This is a genomic window from Streptomyces sp. NPDC030809, from assembly GCF_055572195.1.
Window position 1 is genome coordinate 33008 of the sequence record NZ_JBVIDV010000032.1, and the last position, 18446, is coordinate 51453.

Here is an 18446-nt window from a genome sequence, read left to right on the forward strand (position 1 = left end):
CCGGCACCCCCGCGGGGGTGCCGGCCTCCGCCGTGTGCCGGTCCGCCGGCTACTTGTCGATGTCGCCGACCACGAAGAACAGCGAGCCCAGGATCGCGACCATGTCCGCGACCAGCGTGCCCGGCAGCAGCACCGTCAGGGCCTGGATGTTGTTGTACGAGGCCGACCGCAGCTTCAGCCGGTACGGGGTCTTCTCGCCCTTCGACACCAGGTAGTAGCCGTTGATGCCGAGCGGGTTCTCCGTCCACGCGTACGTGTGCCCCTCGGGCGCCTTCAGCACCTTCGGCAGCCGCTGGTTCACCGGGCCCGGCGGCAGCTCCGCCAGCCGGTCCAGGCAGGCCACGGCCAGCTCCAGCGAGTTGTGCGTCTGCTCCAGCAGGCACTCGAAACGGGCCAGGCAGTCGCCCTCCTGCCGGGTCACCACCCGCAGGGTGTCCTGGAGCTCCCCGTACGCCAGGTACGGCTCGTCCCGGCGCAGGTCGAAGTCCACGCCCGAGGCGCGCGCGATGGGACCGCTGACCCCGAAGCCGTGCACGGCCTCGGCCGAGAGCACGCCCACCCCGCGGGTACGGCCGCGGAAGATCTCGTTCCCGCCCACCAGGTCGTCGTACACGCCCATCCGCGAGGTGACGTCCGCCACGGCGGCGCGGGCCCGGCCCAGCCAGCCCAGCGGCAGGTCCTCCTTGAGGCCGCCGACCCGGTTGAACATGTAGTGCATGCGGCCGCCGGAGATCTCCTCCATGACCGCCTGGAGCTCCTCGCGCTCGCGGAACGCGTGGAAGATCGGGGTGATGCCGCCGAGCTCCAGGGGGTACGAGCCGAGGAACATCAGGTGGTTCAGCACCCGGTTCAGCTCGGCGAGCAGGGTGCGCATCCACACCGCCCGCTCCGGCACCTCCATGCCGAGCATCCGCTCGACGGCCATGACCACGCCCAGCTCGTTGGAGAAGGCCGACAGCCAGTCGTGGCGGTTGGCGAGCATGACGATCTGGCGGTAGTCGCGCGCCTCGAACAGCTTCTCCGCGCCGCGGTGCATGTAGCCCACCACCGGCTCGGCGCTGACGATGCGCTCGCCGTCCAGCACGAGCTTCAGGCGCAGCACGCCGTGCGTGGAAGGGTGCTGGGGCCCGATGTTGAGCACCATGTCGGTGCTCTCCGCAGCACCGCCGATGCCGACCGTCGTCTCCGTCATGCGCACAGTGTCTCAGCCCTAGGGTTGATCCATGGATACGGGGACGACCGATGGACGCGGCGGCACCGCCGGACCGCAGTGGACCGGCCTTCCGAGGGGTCTGCTGAAGCTGCGCAGACTGCTCCTGGCGGTGTGGACGATGGCGGCGGCCGTGGTGGGCGGGGTGCTGCTGGGGGTGTTCGCGGGCCCGGCCTGGGCGGCCTTCGCCGCCCTGCCGCTCGCCCTGCTCGGATGGGGCTGGGTGGTGCTCGGGCGGAACTGGCGGTCCTGGCGGTACACCGAGCGCGCCGACGACCTGCTGATCGCCCGCGGGGTGCTGTGGCGCGAGGAGACGGTGGTGCCGTACGGCCGGATGCAGCTGGTCGAGGTCACGTCCGGGCCGCTGGAACGGCGCTTCGGCCTGGCCTCCGTACAGCTGCACACGGCCGCGGCCGCCACCGACGCGCGGATCCCCGGCCTGCTGCCCGCCGAGGCCGAACGGCTGCGCGACCGGCTCACGGAGCTGGGCGAGGCAAGGTCGGCGGGGCTGTGAAGGGTCCGGGCGGCGCGGGCGGCGGGACCGGGGAGGGCCTGTCCGGGGCGCGGGAGGCCGGCGGGCGGGCGAACGGGCTGCGGGAAGGGGAGCGGAGGCTGCACCCCGTCACCCCCCTGCGGCGGGCCTGGGCACCGCTGGCCGTGCTGGCCGGCCTGGTCGTGCAGCAGCCCGAACGGGCCCGCGAGTGGTCCCACGGCCTGTCCACCGGCCTCGGCACGGCGGTCCTCGCCGCGATACTCCTGCTGGCCGGCCTGTACGGGTTCCTGACCTGGTGGTTCACCTACTACGCGGTGACGGAGACCGAGCTGCGGATCCGGACCGGACTGCTGTTCCGCCGCACCGCGCACATCCGGCTCGACCGGCTCCAGGCGGTGGACGTCACCCGGCCGCTGCTGGCCCGGCTGGCCGGGGTGGCCAAGCTGAAGCTCGACGTGATCGGCACCGAGGACAAGGACGAGCTCGCCTACCTCGGCGAACGGGACGCCCAGGCCCTGCGCGCCGAGCTGCTGGCCCGCGCGGCCGGCTTCGCCCCCGAGGCGGCGGCGGAGGCGGGGGAGGCGCCGGCCCGCGAACTGCTGCGGGTCGCGCCGCGGGACCTGGCCGTGTCCTTCCTCCTGAACGGCGCCGTGTGGGCCGCCGTCGCGGCCGGGGTGGTGCTCCCGGTGCTGGTCTGGTGGGTGAGCGCGAGCCCGTGGGCCGCCGTGGCGGCCGTCGTGCCGGTGCTCGGCGCGGCCTGGTCCGGCAGCGCCGGGCGGTTCCTCGCCGAATACGACTGGACGGTCGCGGAATCCCCGGACGGGCTGCGTCTCGACCACGGGCTGCTGGACCGGGCCCACGAGACGGTGCCGCCCGGGCGGGTGCAGACCGTACGCCTCGTGGAACCGCTGCTGTGGCGGCGGCGCGGCTGGGTCCGGGTGGAGCTGGCGGTCGCCGGCACCAAGAACGACGTGCTCGTGCCGGTCGCCCGCCGGGAGGCGGCGGCCGCGCTGATCGCCCGGGTGCTGCCCGGGGTCGATCCGGCGGCCCTGGAGTTCGCGCCCTCGCCGCGGCGGGGGGCGCGGTGGGTGGTCCCGCTGTGGTGGAAGGGGTACGGGCTGGCCGTCTCCGCGGAGGTCTTCGCGGCCCGGCGGGGCCGGCTGTGCCGGCGCACGGAGCTGGTGCCGCATGCGAAGGTGCAGAGCGTGCGGCTGAGCCAGGGGCCGTGGGAGCGGGCGCGGGGGGTCGCGGACGTGCACGTGGACACGGGGGCCGACGGGACGGTCACCGCGCGGCTGCGGCCTGCGGCCGAGGCCGCGGCCCTCCTCCTGGCCCAGGCGGACCGCTCCCGCACGGGGCGCGCCGACGCCCGCCCCGACCGCTGGCTGACCTGACGGGGCTCCGCCCCGCACCCCGCGCCTCAATCGCCGGCGGGGCTTGAATGTGCCCCGGCCGGGCACGGAAGCTCCGCCCCGCCTCCGGTTTCGGGGGCTCCGCCCCCGGACCCCCGCGCCTCAAACGCCGGCGGGGCTGGATGTGCCCCGCCGGGGACGTGTCGGGGAGCCCCGTCAGGAGGACGCGCCACCACCCGCGCGGACCAGCCCCGTTTCGTACGCCAGGACGACGACCTGGACCCGGTCGCGGAGGCCGAGCTTGGTCAGGATGCGGCCGACGTGCGTCTTCACCGTCGCCTCGGAGAGGACCAGGCGCGCGGCGATCTCGCCGTTGGACAGGCCCTGGGCCACCAGCAGCATGACCTCCCGCTCCCGATCGGTCAGCCGCTCCAGCTCCTTGTGCTGCGGCTCCTCCACCGTCGTCGGCAGCATCGGCGCGAACCGGTCCAGCAGCCGCCGCGTGGTCGAGGGCGCGACGACCGCGTCCCCGCTGTGCACCGAGCGGATCGCGGCCAGCAGCTCCGCCGGCGGCACGTCCTTCAGCATGAACCCGCTCGCCCCCGCCTTCAGCCCGGAGAAGGCGTACTCGTCGAGGTCGAAGGTGGTCAGGATGATCACCTTGGGGTGGTTCTCCGGCTCGCAGATCCGCCGCGTGGCCTCGACCCCGTCGAGCCGCGGCATGCGGACGTCCATGAGGACCACGTCCACGGCGGTGGCCCGCAGCACCTCCAGCGCCTCCAGCCCGTCACCCGCCTCGGCGACGACCTCCATGTCCGGCTGTGCGGCGAGCACCATCCGGAACCCGGTGCGCAGCAGCATCTGGTCGTCGACCAGCATCACGCGGATGGACATCTCTCAGGATCCCTTTCCCTTAAGCGGCAGCAATGCACTGATGCGGAACCCACCGCCGGGCCGCGGCCCCGCATCGAGGGTGCCCCCCACCATGCCGACCCGCTCCCGCATGCCGATCAGCCCGTGCCCGGCGCCGTCGGCGCCGCCGTCCTCGTACAACTCGTGCGCCGCGCCCCGGCCGTCGTCCTCGACCAGCAGGCCCAGCCCGTCGTCGAAGTAGACCAGCCGGACGCTGGCCTTCGCCTCCGGCCCCCCGTGTTTGCGGGTGTTGGTCAGCGCTTCCTGCACGATCCGGTACGCCGTCAGCTCGACCCCGCTGGGCAGCTGCCGCGGCGCGCCCTCCACCTCGAAGTCCACGTCCAGCCCGGCCGCGCGCACCTGCTCGACCAGCACCTCGATCTGTTCCACGTCCGGCTGCGGCACGTAGTCCTCGGACTCCTGGGGCTCCCCGGTGCGCAGGATGCCCAGCAGCCGGCGCATCTCGGCGAGGGCCTGCCGGCCGGTGCCGGAGATCGTCTTCAGGGCCTCCTTGGCCTGGTCGGGAGCCACGTCCATCACGTACGCGGCGCCGTCGGCCTGGACCACCATCACGGACACGTTGTGCGCGACCACGTCGTGCAGCTCGCGGGCGATCCGGGCCCGCTCGGCGGCCACCGCCGCCCTGCCCTGCGCCTCGCGCTCCTTCTCCAGCCGTTCGTTGCGCTCGACCAGCTGGGCGTAGTAGGCCCGCCGGGTGCGCACCGAGTCGCCCAGCACCCAGGCCAGGGCGAAGGGGACGGTCAGGAAGACGGCGAACTGGAGCGAGTCCTCGGCGGTGCCCTTGTCGAACTGCCACCGCACCGCCGCCAGCGGCGCGGCGGCCAGCCCCCAGGCGAGGGCGGTACGGGAGACCCAGCGGGGCTCGTCGCTCGCGGCGACGGTGTAGAGGACGGCGAGCATGGCCAGGTTGGCGATGCCGGGCTGGGCGCCCACGGCCAGCTGGTAGATCCCCGTGCCGACGGTCAGCCACAGCACCTTGCGGGTGGCCCTGCGGCGCAGTGCGACGGCGAGGGCGAGCGCGATCACCGCCGGCATGGCCGCGGCGCGTTCGCGCAGGGAGTGGAACGACTCGGCGAGCTCCAGCGAGGCGCACCCGAAGAGGATCACAGCCCAGAAGCTGTCGACGCCCGTGGGGTGTCTGCGGAGGAAGTCGTAGAGGCGCTGCACGTAACCCAGAGTAGGGAAGGACGGGCGGTGCCCGAGTCAACCGGAGGGGCGATCCGTGCCCGGGGCACGTACTCCCCAAGGTGGAGGATCGCCCTAGCCTGTCGGATGTGAACGCAACCCCGTCCGGCGGGAAGGAGCAGGTCGGAGCCGCCCCCGCAGCAGCCCCGGCCGCCCCCGCAGCCGCCCCCGCAGCCGATCCTGACCGGCCGCACGCCCCCCGCCCCTGGCGGGAGGCCATGGCCGAGGCGCTCTACGGGCCCGGCGGCTTCTACGTCCGCCCCGGCGGCCCCGGCCCCGCCGGGCACTTCCGCACCTCCGTGCACGCCTCCCCCCTCTTCGCGGGGGCCGTGGCCCGGCTGCTGGAGCGGGTGGACGAGGCGCTGGGGCGGCCCGCCGCGCTGGACTTCGTGGACATGGCGGCCGGGCGCGGGGAACTGGTCTCCGGGGTGCTGGCCGCCCTGCCCCCGCAGACCGCCGCACGGGTCCGCCCGTACGCCGTGGAACGGGCGGCCCGGCCCGCCGGCCTGGACCCGCGGATCGAGTGGCGGGCGGAGCCCCCGGCCGGGACGACCGGGCTGCTGTTCGCCAACGAGTGGCTCGACAACGTCCCGCTGGACCTCGCCGAGGACGGCCGGTACCTGCTCGTGGACCATGACGGCGCCGAGCATCCCGGCGGCCCGCTGGAGCCCGCGGACACGGCCTGGCTGGAGCGCTGGTGGCCCGGCGGCGGGCTGCCCGGCACCGGGCGGGCCGAGATCGGCCGGACCCGGGACGAGGCCTGGGCGGCGGCCGCGGCCACCGTGCACCGGGGTCTCGCGGTGGCCGTGGACTACGCCCACACCCGCGCGCAGCGGCCCCCCTACGGGACGCTGGCCGGGTTCCGGGAGGGCCGCGAGGTGCGCCCGGTCCCGGACGGCGGCTGCGACATCACCGCGCACGTGGCCCTGGACTCCTGTGCCGGGCCCGGGGCCGTGCTCCGCACCCAGCGCGAGGCCCTCGCCGCGCTGGGCGTCTCGGGCGCCCGCCCGCCGCTGTCCCTCGCCACGACCGACCCGGCCGGCTACGTACGCGCCCTGGCGGGGGCGGGGGAGGCGGCGGAGCTGACCGCGCGCGGCGGCCTGGGCGACTTCGGCTGGCTGCTGGAGCCGAAGGGGATCCCGCCGGTGCCGTGACGCGCGCGGGGGGGGGGGGGGGGGGGGGGGCCCCCCCCCCCCCCCCCCCCCGCCCGGACCGCCGGAGCGGACCGGTTACTCGGTCACCTCGTGGCCGTGGCCCTCGTGCAGGCCGCCGCCGCTGCCCGCGTCCCCGCCGGTCGGCTGGGAGACGACCGGCTTCGACAGCGGGGCCAGGTCGAAGGCGTAGTGGCCCACCGCGTCGGCGATGACGTCGATGTTGATGTCGAACGCCGTCATGTTGATGTTGGTGATGTCGTCGCCCTTGCCGTGGTAGTTCACGTCGTACGCGACACCGGCCTGACCGCCGAACTTGGCCGCCTGGGCCGCCGTCTTGATGCCCTCGGCGCCCGTGAACGTGCCGCCGGCCGGGATGCCGGCCTCGATGAACGGGCCGTAGTCCGAGCGGCCGGTGAAGTCCGTGCCCTCGTGCGGGAGGGACTTCGAGTCGAGGAAGTCGTTGATGCCCTTCTCCAGCTGCGCCGAGCCCTCGGGACCGGGGCCCGCGCCCACGCCGTCCGAGTCGTCGCCGTCGTAGACGAAGTACCCGGCGTTCGGCGAGGCGATCATGTCGAAGTTCAGGTAGAGCTTGATCTGCTTCTTCTGCTCGGCGCTCAGCGAGGCCACGTACGCCTCGGAGCCGAGCAGGCCGAACTCCTCGGCCGACCACCAGGCGAACTTGACCTTGTTCTTGACCTTCTGCTTCGACTTCGCCAGCTCGATGGCGGTCTGCAGGATGCCGGCCGAACCGGAGCCGTTGTCGTTGATGCCGGCGCCCGCGGCGACCGAGTCGAGGTGCGAGCCGAGGAAGACGGTGTTGTTCTCGTCCCCGCCCGGGGTCTCCGCGATCACGTTGAAGGTCTTGCGGGTCTCGCGCAGCTCCCGGATGTCCAGGCTGACGCGGACCGGGCCCTTCGCCGCGTCGGCGGCCAGGGCCTCGCCCTCGGCCTGGGTGACCCCGCCGGTGGGGATCTTGCCGAGGGCCGGGTCGCCTATGGTGCCGTTCAGCGCGCCGGTGGTGTTGTTGTAGACGACCGCGCCGACCGCGCCCGCGGCGGCCGCGTTGGCCTGCTTGAGGGCGAAGGTGCAGCCGCCGCGCTTGATCAGCGCGATCTTCCCGGTGAAGGCGCCCGCCGCGAAGTCCTCCGGCTGGCAGCCGTGGCTGTTGTCGGCGTCCACGGGGGCCACCGCGAGGTCGGCGGTGATGCCGCCCTCGGGGCCACTGGCCGTGTACGTCATCAGCTTGATCGGGACGTCCCGCTCGGCCGGCGAGTCCACGTGCAGGGACTCGGCGATCGGGGCCGTGTAGACGAACTCGAACTCGTGGCGGGAGAGCTTGTAGCCGGCGTTGCGCAGCACGCCCTCGATGTACTTGGCGGACTGCTCGTGGCCCTTCGAGCCCGCGACACGGGTGCCGTTGTTGTAGTCCGCGGCGGCCTGGAACACCTTGAGGTGCTTGAAGGCGTTCTTGGCGGTGGCGTCCTTGACCAGCTTCCGGGCGAGGGCATCGGCCCGCGCTGCGTCGCTCGCCGGGCTGGTGGCCCCGGCGGGACCGGCGAGCAGCAGCGGCGACACGAGGGCCGCCGCGGCCAGGGTGGCGGTGGCTGCGGCTATACGGCGTGAGGGCATGAAGGTCCTTTCACGGCAGGCAGGAGCGCGCGCTCATCAGGGGGGTGGGGCGGTGGTGCACGCACGTTAGACAGCAAGCGGGCCCGCTCGCCAGAGTTTTCGCTGATTCCGGTCCGCGGACCTCATTTATCGGTACGTCGACACCGCCGCGCAGCCGGAATGCCGCCAACCGGCCCTGCTGTTCACGAGACTGACGGACTGCCGCAACAATCGCCGGTCGCGGGCGCCCGAAGGCGCACCGCCGCCTCCGCTACGCCACCCGGGCCGCGAAGGCGCGCGCCGCCTCCCGGACGTCCTGCGCCGTCCACTCCAGGCCCTCCGCGGTCACCGTCACCTCCGTCACCGCGAGCCCCGGCGGGCCGTCCGCGTACCAGCGCCGGAACAGGGCCGTGCCCTCCTCCTCCGCCTGCCGGACCCCCGCCTCCGTCAGCGCATCCGCCCCGTACGGCAGCCACACCTGGAACTGGTGGGTGTGCGGGACCTCCGGGTGCACCCGGAACCACGGCACCCCGGCGGCCTCGAACCCCTCCCGCAGGGCCTGCGCCACCACCTTCGCGTGCGCGACGTACGAGGGCAGCCGCGGCAGCTCCCGCTCCAGCCCGGCCATCGCCGACAGCGCCGCCGGGAACTGCCGGAAGATCTGGCCCCCGTACCGGTGGCGCCAGGTCCGCGCCTCCTCGACCAGGGCCTGCGGGCCCGCCAGCGCAGCCCCCGAATGGCCGCCGAGGGACTTGTAGAAGGACACGTACACGCTGTCCGCCAGGGCGGCGATCTCGGCCGGCGGCCGGCCGAAGTGCTCCGTGCACTCCCACAGCCGCGCCCCGTCGAAGTGGACCACCGCCTCCCGCTCGCGGGCCGCCTCCACCAGCGCGGTCAGCTCCTCCCAGGAGGGCAGCAGGAAACCGGCCTCGCGCAGCGGGAGCTCCACCATCAGCGTGCCGAACGGCTCGGGCAGGGCCGCGACCTCCTCGGCGGTCGGCTGCCGCTGCTCCGTGGTCGTGTGCACCACCCGCAGCCCGCTCAGCACCTGGAGCGCGTCGCCCTCGTGCTGCTCCGGATGACCCAGCGGGTGCATGGCCACCACCGGGTTGCCGGTACGGGCCGCCCAGCAGCGCAGCGCCACCTGCTGGGCCATGGTCCCGGACGGGAAGAAGGCCGCGTCCTCCGTGCCCAGCAGCTCCGCGACCCGCCGCTCCAGCTCGGCCACCACGCCGTTGCCGTACAGGTCCGCCGGGGCGTCCAGGTCGTAGACCGACTCCGCCTGCTCCGCCAGCAGGGCCAGCTGCCCGCGCAGGCTCAGCTCGGCCGTCACCGGCCACATCCTGCGGCGGGCGCCCCGCCAGGCGGCCAGCCGCCGCCGCTCGGCCGCCCCCTCGTCCGGTGCCCCGGCCGAGTCCGGTGCCCCGGCCTCCCCCCGTGCCGCTTCGGCCCCCGCCTCCAGCCCGTCGCGCGCGCCGCCCACGCCCCGTACGTCGTCCCGCGTCTCTTCCGTCATGAGGTGATCATGGACCGGGCCCGGCCCGCCTGGCCACGGGAAATGCAGCGGCTAGCATGGCGACGTAACGTCCGGTACCCCCCGCGGACTGGAACGGAAGGCCCTTCCCGCGTGAACGCATCACCGTCCCCGGCAGCGCAGCCCCGCCCCGCCCGGCTCACCGTAGGAGTCGTCGGAGCCGGCCGTGTCGGCCCGGCCCTCGCCGCCGCACTCCAGCTCGCCGGACACCACCCGGTCGCCGTGTCCGGCGTCTCCGACGCCAGCCGCCGCCGGGCCGCCGAGATGCTGCCCGACGTGCCCCTCGTACCGCCCGCGCAGGTGCTGGAGCGGGCCGACCTGGTCCTGCTGACCGTCCCCGACGACGCCCTGCCCGCCCTGGTCGAAGGCCTCGCCGACACCGGCGCCGTCCGCCCCGGACAGCTGATCGTGCACACCTCCGGCCGGTACGGCACCGCCGTGCTCGACCCGGCCCGCCGGGCCGGCGCCCTGCCGCTCGCCCTGCACCCCGCCATGACCTTCACCGGCACCGCCGTGGACGTCCAGCGCCTCGCCGGCTGCTCCTTCGGCGTGACCGCCCCCGAAGAGCTCCGGCTCGCCGCCGAGGCCCTCGTCATCGAGATGGGCGGCGAACCCGAGTGGATCGCCGAAGAGGCCCGCCCGCTCTACCACGCGGCCCTCGCCCTCGGCGCGAACCACCTCGTCACCCTGGTGGCCCAGTCCATGGAACTCCTGCGCACCGCCGGGGTCGCCCACCCCGACCGGATGCTCGGCCCGCTCCTCGGCGCGGCCCTGGACAACGCCCTGCGCTCCGGCGACGCCGCCCTCACCGGCCCGGTCGCCCGCGGCGACGCCGGCACCGTCGCCGCGCACGTCGCCGAGCTGCGCAAACACGCCCCGCAGACCGTTGCCGGCTACCTCGCGATGGCCCGCACCACCGCCGACCGGGCCCTCGCCCACGGCCTGCTCAAGCCCGAACTCGCCGAGGACCTCCTCGGCGTGCTCTCCGAAGGAGGGGAGCGGTGACCGCCGCCCTGCTGCTGAACACCGCGGCCGAGCTGCGGGCCCTGCCGCGCCGCGGCCGCCGCGCCGTCGTCATGACCATGGGCGCCCTCCACGAGGGCCACGCCACGCTCATCCGCACCGCGCGCGAGATCGCCGGCCCCGAGGGCCAGGTCGTCGCCACCGTCTTCGTCAACCCGCTCCAGTTCGGCGCCAACGAGGACCTCGACCGCTACCCGCGCACCCTCGACGCCGACCTCGCGCTCGCCGCGGCGGCCGGCGCCGACGCCGTCTTCGCCCCCGCCGTGGACGAGGTCTACCCCGGCGGCGAGCCCCAGGTGCGCATCACCGCCGGCCCCATGGGCACCCGCCTCGAAGGCGCCACCCGGCCCGGCCACTTCGACGGCATGCTCACCGTCGTCGCCAAACTGCTCCACCTCACCGCGCCCGACATCGCCCTCTTCGGCCAGAAGGACGCCCAGCAGCTCGCCCTGATCCGGCGCATGGCCGAAGACCTGAACTTCCCCGTCGAGATCGCCGGGGTGCCCACCGTCCGCGAGCCCGACGGCCTGGCCCTGTCCAGCCGCAACCGCTACCTCTCCGCCGACGAGCGCACCACCGCCCTCGCCCTGTCCCGCGCCCTGTTCGCGGGCCGCGACCGGCTCGCCGCCCAGGCCGCCCTGCGCGCCCGCGCCGAGGCCGCCCCCGCCACCGACGAGCGCGCCACCGCACTGGCCCGGCTCGGCGAGGTCCGCGCCTCCGCCGACGCCCACGCCGTGTCCGCCTCCGGATCCGGCCTGCCCGCCGCCGTACGGGCCGCCGCCCGCACCGTGCTCGACGAGGCAGCCCGCGCGAAGCCCCCGCTCGTGCTGGACTACCTGGCCCTCGTCGACCCCGCCGACTTCACCGAGGTCCCCGACGGCTTCACCGGCGAGGCCGTCCTCGCCGTCGCCGCCAAGGTCGGCACGACCCGGCTCATCGACAACATCCCCGTGGAGTTCGGAGCACCCAAGTGACCACTGGCATACGACTGCACGCCCCCGCCCCCGGCTGGGCGATCGAGGCCGACGTCGTGGTCGTCGGCTCCGGAGTCGCCGGCCTGACCGCCGCACTGCGCTGCGCCGCCGCGGGCCGCCGCACCGTGGTCGTCACCAAGGCCCGCCTCGACGACGGCTCCACCCGCTGGGCCCAGGGCGGCATCGCCGCCGCACTCGGCGAGGGCGACACCCCCGAACAGCACCTCGACGACACCCTCGTCGCCGGCGCCGGCCTCTGCGACGAGGCCGCCGTACGCCTCCTCGTCACCGAAGGCCCCGACGCGGTGCGGCGGTTGATCGACACCGGCGCGGTCTTCGACACCTCCGAGGCCACCGGCGAGATCGAGCTGACCCGCGAAGGCGGCCACCACCGCCGCCGCATCGCGCACGCCGGCGGGGACGCCACCGGCGCCGAGATCTCCCGCGCCCTGGTCGCCGCCGTCCACGAGGCCGGCATCGAGACCGTCGAGAACGCCCTCGTGCTCGACCTCCTCCAGGACGCCGAGGGCCGCACCGCCGGAGTCACCCTGCACGTCATGGGCGAGGGCCAGCACGACGGGGTCGGCGCCGTCCACGCCCCCGCCGTCATCCTCGCCACCGGCGGCATGGGCCAGGTGTTCTCCGCCACCACCAACCCGGCCGTCTCCACCGGCGACGGGGTCGCACTCGCCCTGCGGGCCGGGGCCGAGGTCTCCGACCTGGAGTTCGTCCAGTTCCACCCCACCGTCCTGTTCCTCGGCCCGGACGCCGAAGGCCAGCAGCCCCTCGTCTCCGAGGCGGTACGCGGCGAAGGCGCCCACCTCGTGGACGCCGACGGGGTCCGCTTCATGGTGGGACAGCACGAGCTCGCCGAACTCGCCCCGCGCGACATCGTCGCCAAGGGCATCATGCGCCGCATGCAGGAGCAGGGCGCCCACCACATGTACCTGGACGCCCGGCACTTCGGTGCGCAGATGTGGGAGCAGCGCTTCCCCACCATCCTCGCCGCCTGCCGCGCCCACGGCATCGACCCGGTCACCGAGCCCATCCCGGTGGCCCCCGCCGCGCACTACGCCAGCGGCGGCGTCCGCACCGACCTGTCCGGCCGCACCACCGTCCCCGGCCTGTACGCCTGCGGAGAGGTCGCCTGCACCGGAGTGCACGGCGCCAACCGGCTCGCCTCCAACTCCCTCCTCGAAGGCCTGGTCTTCGCCGAGCGGATCGCCGCCGACATCTCCGCCGCCGACGCCCCGCGCACCGGCCCCGGCATACCCGTGCCCTCCACCGGCCCGCTGCTCTCCGGCGAGACCCGCCTGGAGGTCCAGCGGATCATGACCGAGGGCGCGGGCGTGCTGCGCTCCGCCGAGTCCCTGGAACGGGCCGCCGCCGCCCTCGAAGGGCTCTACGGCGCAGCCCTGTCCGAGCTGGAGACCCACGGCAAGACCGCCGAGCCGGGCACCGACAGCTGGGAGGCCACCAACCTGCTGTGCGTGGCCCGGGTGCTGGTCGCCGCCGCCGGCCGCCGCGCCGAGACCCGCGGCTGCCACTGGCGCGAGGACCACCCGGACCGGGACGACGCGCACTGGCGCCGCCACCTCGTCGTCCGCCTGTCCAAGACCGAGAAGCGCGCCCTGGTCGTCACCCCGACCGAGACCGCGGACTTCCCGTCCGTACGCCACCCCCTGAGCCAGGAGCAGTGACCGTGAGCACCCCCGAACTCCCCCTCGTCTCCACCGACCCCGCCGGCGGCTGCGGCGACGACTGCGCCTGCGAGCCCGCCGAGAGCGGCCTGGACCCGGCCCTCGCCCAGCTCCTGGCCGACGCCGGGCTCGACCCGATCGAGGTCGAGGACATCGCGCACATGGCCCTCTCCGAGGACCTCGACGGCGGCGAGGACGTCACCAGCGTCGCCACCGTCCCCGAAGAGGCCGTCGCCACCGCCGACTTCACCGCCCGCGAGGCCGGAACCGTGGCCGGCCTGCGGATCGCCGAGGCGGTGCTCTCCGTGGTCTGCACCGAGGAGTTCGAGGTCGAGCGGCACGCGGAGGACGGCGACCGGGTCGAGGCCGGCCAGGTCCTGCTGTCCGTCACCGCCCGCACCCGCGACCTGCTCACCGGCGAGCGCAGCGCGCTCAACCTCCTGTGCCGGCTCTCCGGCATCGCGACCGCCACCCGCGCCTGGGCCGACGCCCTGGAGGGCACCTCCGCCCGGGTCCGCGACACCCGCAAGACCACCCCGGGCCTGCGCTCCCTGGAGAAGTACGCGGTCCGCTGCGGCGGCGGCGTCAACCACCGCATGTCGCTGTCCGACGCCGCCCTGGTCAAGGACAACCACGTGGTCGCGGCCGGCGGCGTGGCCCAGGCGTTCAAGGCCGTGCGCGAGCAGTTCCCGGACGTCCCGGTCGAGGTCGAGGTGGACACCCTCCACCAGGCCCGCGAGGTCATGGACGCCGGCGCGGACCTGATCCTCCTCGACAACTTCACCCCGATGGAGACCGAGGAGGCAGTGATCCTCAACCGGGAGCACAACAAGGGCCGCGCCGTCCTGGAGTCCTCCGGCCGCCTCACCCTCGCCAACGCCCGCGCGTACGCCGAGACCGGGGTGGACTACCTCGCCGTCGGCGCCCTCACGCACTCCTCGCCCATCCTCGACATCGGGCTCGACCTGCGCGAGGCGGCTCGCTGATGCTGCTGACCATCGACGTGGGCAACTCCCAGACCGTTCTGGGACTGTTCGACGGGGAGGAGATCGTCGAGCACTGGCGGATCTCCACCGATCCCCGGCGCACCGCCGACGAACTCGCCGTACTGATGCAGGGCCTGATGGGCATGCACCCGATGCTCGGCGAGGAACTCGGCGACGGCATCCACGGCATCGCGATCTGCTCGACGGTCCCCTCCGTCCTGCACGAACTGCGCGAGGTCACCCGGCGCTACTACGGCGACGTGCCCGCGGTGCTGGTCGAGCCCGGGGTCAAGACCGGCCTGCCGGTCCTGACCGACAACCCGAAGGAGGTCGGCGCCGACCGCATCGTCAACTCGATCGCCGCGGTCGAGCTGTACGGGGGCCCGGCGATCGTCGTGGACTTCGGCACCGCCACCACTTTCGACGCGGTCTCCGCCCGCGGCGAGTACGTGGGCGGGGTGATCTCCCCCGGCATCGAGATCTCCGTGGAGGCCCTCGGGGTCCGCGGGGCCCAGCTCCGCAAGATCGAGCTGGCCCGGCCCCGGAACGTGATCGGCAAGAACACGGTCGAGGCCATGCAGGCGGGCATCGTCTACGGGTACGCGGGCTCGGTCGACGGCGTGGTCACGCGCATGCGGCGGGAGCTGGCCGGACCCGACGGGGACCCGTCCGACGTGCGCGTCATCGCCACGGGCGGGCTGGCGCCGATCGTGCTGGGCGAGGCGTCCGTCATCGACGACCACCAGCCGTGGCTCACGCTGATCGGCCTCCGCCTGGTCTACGAGCGCAACATGCCGGCGTTCTCGTAACGGGGGCTCCGCCCCCGGGCGCCCGGGCCTCGATCTCCCCCGGCCCCAGGGGGCTGGGGGTACCCCCGGGGGCCGGTTCCTCCCCGCCGGCGCCGCGCCGGGAAGCCGGATCGGGGAATTTTGTCCGATTAGCGCGTATCTTCTGGCCATGCCCACGCCCTACGGATCCCGCGGCGGCATGGCGTTCAGCGCTGCTGAGCTGCACGTGCTCCGGCGTTCCCTCGCCCACGCCCTCCACTCCGACACCGACCGGGCGGCCCTCACGGCCACGGAGGTCCAGGACTGCCTGCGCCTCGCCCACTCCGTAGACGAGGCCGTGCGGGAGGCCGGGCGCCTCAGAGCCTTCCTGCTCGCCGACCTCGACCGGTACCGGGGCGCCCTCCCCGGCAGCCTCGCGGGCTATCTGGAACTCCTCCAGGACGCGCTGGCGGCCGGCTACCGGCCCGTCCCCGACGACCTCGCGGCCCTGCGCGCCCTGCGCGGCAACGCGGTGGCCGCCGCCCTGCTGGAGCGGTGCCGGGCCCTCGCCGAGCGGTCCGTGCGCGCCCGGCTCGCCCCCGCCCCCCGGACCCGGCTGCTGGCCCTGCCCGGCGGCAAGGAGGGGGAGGGGGACCGGGAGGGCGGTACCGGCGGCACCGGGCGGGACCGCGAGCCCGCCCCGCCCCCGCAGCCCGCCGAGCCCCGGCCGCCCAAGCCCGGCCGCCCGGTCCCCACCCCCGGCGAGGTGTTCCCGCCGCGCCGCAAGCCCGCGCCCCCGCCGGAGAGCCGGGCGGCCGGGTAGCTAGGCTGAAGGGCATGGACTACGTATCCGCGCTCGTGCCCCCCTTCGTGATGGCCGTGTTCTTCATCGCTCTCGTCGTCGTGATCGTGAAGAGCCAGGGCGGCTCCAACAAGGCCAAGGAGGACGCGGCCGTGGACGCCGTGCTCGCCCGCGCCGAGTCGGCCCGCCAGGCCACCGACACCCCCGCCTCCTGAGGCGCGACCCCCTCGCAATCCGCCCGCGGGCGGCCCGGGGCGTGCGGCTGCTTTCCCGCCGCACGCCCCTTTTTGTTGCGCGTTTGCGTGAATGACCGGGCGATTCGGTACATCCCGCACTATTGTGCTGGTGTGCCTCGGCCCTTGGGAGAACTCGAAGACGCCGTGATGACCCGGGTGTGGCAGTGGAACCGCCCGGTCACCGTTCGAGAAGTGCTGGAAGACCTCCAGCAGGAACGGTCCATCGCGTACACCACGGTCATGACCGTTATGGACAATCTCCACCAGAAGGGCTGGGTGCGGCGGGAAGCGGAAGGCCGCGCCTATCGATATACCGCGGTCTCCACCCGCGCCGCCTACTCGGCCGCACTGATGAACGAGGCCTGGTCCACGAGCGACAACCCGGCCGCGGCCCTGGTGGCCTTCTTCGGCATGATGTCGCCGGAACAGCGCGAAGCGCTCCGCGACGCCGTCCGGATCGTCCAGCCCCAGGAAGCCCCCGAGCCCGAAGCGGAGGGGCCCGCGGAGGCCGCCGGCCCGGGCTCTCCGAAGGGGGATGCCGATGACGCCCCCGGGACCCCGGGGCGATAGCGTCCGGTCCATGGCCGCAGAGCACCCGAACCCTCAAGACGATTCGCTTCCGCACCGGATTCCGGGTGCGAATGCAAAAGCAGTGACGATCCGCCGGGCGCGCACCGGTGATGTGGCCGCGGTGCGCCGCCTGCTCGACCAGTACGTTCACGAGCGGATCCTGCTCGACAAAGCCCCGGTGACCCTTTACGAGGACATCCAGGAGTTCTGGGTCGCGGAACGCGACGAGGACGGCGCGGTGCTCGGCTGCGGGGCTCTCCACGTGATGTGGGAAGACCTCGCCGAAGTCCGCACTCTCGCCGTCGACCGCGAGTTGAAGGGCGCCGGAGTGGGCCACCGGCTCCTCGCGCAGTTGCTGGAGACCGCCCGGCAGCTCGGAGTGAGCCGGGTATTCTGCCTGACCTTCGAAGTCGACTTCTTCGCCAAGCACGGCTTCGTCGAGATCGGCGAGACCCCGGTCGACACCGATGTCTACAGCGAGCTGCTCCGTTCCTATGACGAGGGCGTCGCGGAGTTCCTGGGTCTCGAACGAGTGAAGCCGAACACCTTGGGCAACAGCCGGATGCTTCTGCACCTCTGATCGATCGCGCCGGGTATTAGCCACCCGCCCACCTGTGGCCTATGTCCGAATCGCGTACGTTTCCCGTCCCGTCGAGGTGCTGAACCTCTCCCAGGGGTTTGTGTTTTCCCGGGAAAAGCGGTTTCCTTTCCGCGTACTGCATTTTCGATGAAAGGAAATCCGGTGGCACAGAAGGTTCAGGTCCTTCTTGTCGACGACCTCGACGGTGGCGAGGCGGACGAGACCGTGACGTTCGCGCTGGATGGCAAGACCTACGAGATCGACCTCACCACCGCCAACGCGGACAAGCTCCGCGGCCTCCTCGAGCCGTACACCAAGAGCGGGCGCCGCACCGGCGGCCGTGCCGCGGCCGGCCGCGCCAAGGGCGCCCGCGTCGCCGGCGCCGGCAACCCGGACACCGCCGAGGTCCGCGCCTGGGCCAAGGCCAACGGCTTCAACGTGAACGACCGCGGCCGCGTGCCCGCCGAGATCCGCGAGGCCTACGAGAAGGCCAAGGCCTGATTCGTCCGCGTACGCAGCAGCCGCGCCCGGTGGCATTCCGTCGCCGCCGCGCCGACCAGCCGTACGAGATCGGGAGCCCCCGCGGGGGTCCCGGCGCCCGCAGGCCGCCCCAGGGCGGTCAGCGCGGGCAGCAGTGACGCAGCACCCGGCTCGGGGGGCCGCAGCCACACGGCGGCCCCCTGACGGGCTTCCACGGCCCCGCCCGCCGTCCCGGCCGCCACCAGCCCCGGGGGCGGCGGCGCCGTGAACCGGCCGCCCGCGCCCACCGCGCACAGGTCGAGGGGGATCCCGCCCCACTCCAGCCACTCCAGGAGCCCGTCCAGCTCCTCCGCGGCGCCCGCGGCCACCAGCATCCGCATGCGGCGCCCCAGCAGGGCCACCGGCCCCGTGGCGACCCCGCGGCGCAGCACCGCGTACCCCGCGTCCGCCGGCAGCTCCAGCACGTCGAAGCAGACCCCGGTGACCAGCTGCACCGGATTCCCACCCGCCACCGGCCAGCCCAGCACGTGGGCGTACCAGTGGGCCGTGGCCTCGGCCAGGAGGGTGTCCAGCGGCTCGCCGGCGGGTTCGAAAGGGGCCCGCGGGAGCGGGACGGTGGACGCCATGACCGGAGCAACTCTCGAAAGTCGCTTGAGTTACGCACGGTCCCCCGCTCAATGCCCTGCGTAAACGGCCGGTCAAGCGGACGCATGCATTCGACGCCGCAAGCGTGTTCGCCCTTAGCGGAGGAGACTGGTGGCCAGGGCATGGATTGTCACTGCTTACGGGTAAGACATGCCTAGTGGAACGGGGGCGACACGCTCAGGCCGCCGGCTCGCGTTCGCCGTCGGCGTAGCCG

At 74.1% G+C, this 18446-nt stretch carries 19 protein-coding genes; 13 read left to right on the plus strand and 6 right to left on the minus strand.

Features of this window, described 5'->3' with window-relative positions; translation table 11 throughout:
- Positions 1-49: 49 nt before the first annotated feature.
- Positions 50-1192: an NADH-quinone oxidoreductase subunit D gene (locus tag ACZ407_RS31440; protein WP_468134280.1), complete on the minus strand. Its 1143-nt coding sequence runs from the start codon at positions 1190-1192 to the stop codon at positions 50-52.
- A 31-nt stretch (positions 1193-1223) separates the two neighbouring features.
- Here ACZ407_RS31440 and ACZ407_RS31445 point away from each other — a divergent pair, with 31 nt between their 5' ends.
- Positions 1224-1724, plus strand: a complete 501-nt coding sequence (locus ACZ407_RS31445) for a PH domain-containing protein (RefSeq protein ID WP_468134281.1) — start codon at positions 1224-1226, stop codon at positions 1722-1724.
- Positions 1721-3097 carry a PH domain-containing protein gene (locus ACZ407_RS31450; protein ID WP_468134283.1) on the plus strand — a complete coding sequence of 459 codons (1377 nt, stop codon included), beginning with the start codon at positions 1721-1723 and terminating at the stop codon, positions 3095-3097. Before ACZ407_RS31445 ends, ACZ407_RS31450 begins: the two co-directional genes overlap by 4 nt.
- A 174-nt stretch (positions 3098-3271) precedes the next feature.
- Here the strand turns inward: ACZ407_RS31450 and ACZ407_RS31455 are convergent, their stop codons facing one another.
- Both ACZ407_RS31455 and ACZ407_RS31460 read right to left on the minus strand, forming a co-directional pair.
- Positions 3272-3949, minus strand: coding sequence for a response regulator transcription factor (locus ACZ407_RS31455; RefSeq protein ID WP_468134285.1), 678 nt, complete (start codon positions 3947-3949; stop codon positions 3272-3274).
- A 3-nt stretch (positions 3950-3952) separates the two neighbouring features.
- The gene (locus tag ACZ407_RS31460) at positions 3953-5155 is read right to left on the minus strand and encodes a sensor histidine kinase (RefSeq protein ID WP_468134287.1); all 1203 of its coding nucleotides are present in this window, start codon (positions 5153-5155) and stop codon (positions 3953-3955) included.
- Positions 5156-5391: 236 nt separating this feature from the next.
- Here ACZ407_RS31460 and ACZ407_RS31465 point away from each other — a divergent pair, with 236 nt between their 5' ends.
- On the plus strand, positions 5392-6327 hold the full coding sequence (locus ACZ407_RS31465) for an SAM-dependent methyltransferase (protein ID WP_468134368.1): 936 nt from the start codon (positions 5392-5394) through the stop codon (positions 6325-6327).
- 75 nt (positions 6328-6402) lie between these two features.
- On the opposite strand, the gene ACZ407_RS31470 is transcribed toward ACZ407_RS31465, so the two are convergent.
- Both ACZ407_RS31470 and ACZ407_RS31475 read right to left on the minus strand, forming a co-directional pair.
- Positions 6403-7956: a M28 family metallopeptidase gene (locus ACZ407_RS31470; RefSeq protein WP_468134289.1), complete on the minus strand. Its 1554-nt coding sequence runs from the start codon at positions 7954-7956 to the stop codon at positions 6403-6405.
- Positions 7957-8206: 250 nt separating this feature from the next.
- Positions 8207-9451 carry a threonine aldolase family protein gene (locus ACZ407_RS31475; protein ID WP_468134291.1) on the minus strand — a complete coding sequence of 415 codons (1245 nt, stop codon included), beginning with the start codon at positions 9449-9451 and terminating at the stop codon, positions 8207-8209.
- Between the two features lie 42 nt (positions 9452-9493).
- Between ACZ407_RS31475 and ACZ407_RS31480 the strand changes: the two genes are divergently transcribed.
- The 10 genes from ACZ407_RS31480 to ACZ407_RS31525 all read left to right on the plus strand — a co-directional run bounded on the left by ACZ407_RS31480 (position 9494) and on the right by ACZ407_RS31525 (position 17608).
- Complete coding sequence (locus ACZ407_RS31480; RefSeq protein WP_468134293.1) at positions 9494-10474, plus strand: Rossmann-like and DUF2520 domain-containing protein; 981 nt, start codon at positions 9494-9496, stop codon at positions 10472-10474.
- Positions 10471-11466, plus strand: a complete 996-nt coding sequence (panC, locus tag ACZ407_RS31485; RefSeq protein ID WP_468134295.1) for a pantoate--beta-alanine ligase — start codon at positions 10471-10473, stop codon at positions 11464-11466. Before ACZ407_RS31480 ends, panC begins: the two co-directional genes overlap by 4 nt.
- Entirely contained in the window at positions 11463-13166 is a 1704-nt protein-coding gene (locus tag ACZ407_RS31490) for an L-aspartate oxidase (protein ID WP_468134297.1), read from the plus strand. The genes panC and ACZ407_RS31490 overlap by 4 nt, the downstream gene beginning before the upstream one ends.
- 2 nt (positions 13167-13168) lie before the next feature.
- Positions 13169-14152 carry a carboxylating nicotinate-nucleotide diphosphorylase gene (gene nadC, locus ACZ407_RS31495; RefSeq protein ID WP_468134299.1) on the plus strand — a complete coding sequence of 328 codons (984 nt, stop codon included), beginning with the start codon at positions 13169-13171 and terminating at the stop codon, positions 14150-14152.
- Positions 14152-14961 carry a type III pantothenate kinase gene (locus tag ACZ407_RS31500; RefSeq protein WP_468134301.1) on the plus strand — a complete coding sequence of 270 codons (810 nt, stop codon included), beginning with the start codon at positions 14152-14154 and terminating at the stop codon, positions 14959-14961. Before nadC ends, ACZ407_RS31500 begins: the two co-directional genes overlap by 1 nt.
- 148 nt (positions 14962-15109) lie before the next feature.
- Positions 15110-15742: a hypothetical protein gene (locus tag ACZ407_RS31505; protein ID WP_468134303.1), complete on the plus strand. Its 633-nt coding sequence runs from the start codon at positions 15110-15112 to the stop codon at positions 15740-15742.
- 14 nt (positions 15743-15756) lie between these two features.
- Entirely contained in the window at positions 15757-15936 is a 180-nt protein-coding gene (locus ACZ407_RS31510) for a hypothetical protein (RefSeq protein WP_468134305.1), read from the plus strand.
- Between the two features lie 132 nt (positions 15937-16068).
- Complete coding sequence (locus ACZ407_RS31515; RefSeq protein ID WP_468134307.1) at positions 16069-16527, plus strand: BlaI/MecI/CopY family transcriptional regulator; 459 nt, start codon at positions 16069-16071, stop codon at positions 16525-16527.
- Positions 16528-16537: 10 nt separating this feature from the next.
- A complete protein-coding gene (locus tag ACZ407_RS31520; RefSeq protein WP_468134309.1) occupies positions 16538-17107 on the plus strand; it encodes an amino-acid N-acetyltransferase in 570 nt (189 codons plus the stop codon).
- Positions 17108-17269: 162 nt separating this feature from the next.
- The gene (locus ACZ407_RS31525) at positions 17270-17608 is read left to right on the plus strand and encodes a histone-like nucleoid-structuring protein Lsr2 (protein WP_468134311.1); all 339 of its coding nucleotides are present in this window, start codon (positions 17270-17272) and stop codon (positions 17606-17608) included.
- Here ACZ407_RS31525 and ACZ407_RS31530 read toward each other — a convergent pair.
- Positions 17587-18213, minus strand: a complete 627-nt coding sequence (locus ACZ407_RS31530) for an SCO3374 family protein (protein ID WP_468134313.1) — start codon at positions 18211-18213, stop codon at positions 17587-17589. The genes ACZ407_RS31525 and ACZ407_RS31530 overlap by 22 nt on opposite strands.
- Positions 18214-18446: the final 233 nt, after the last annotated feature.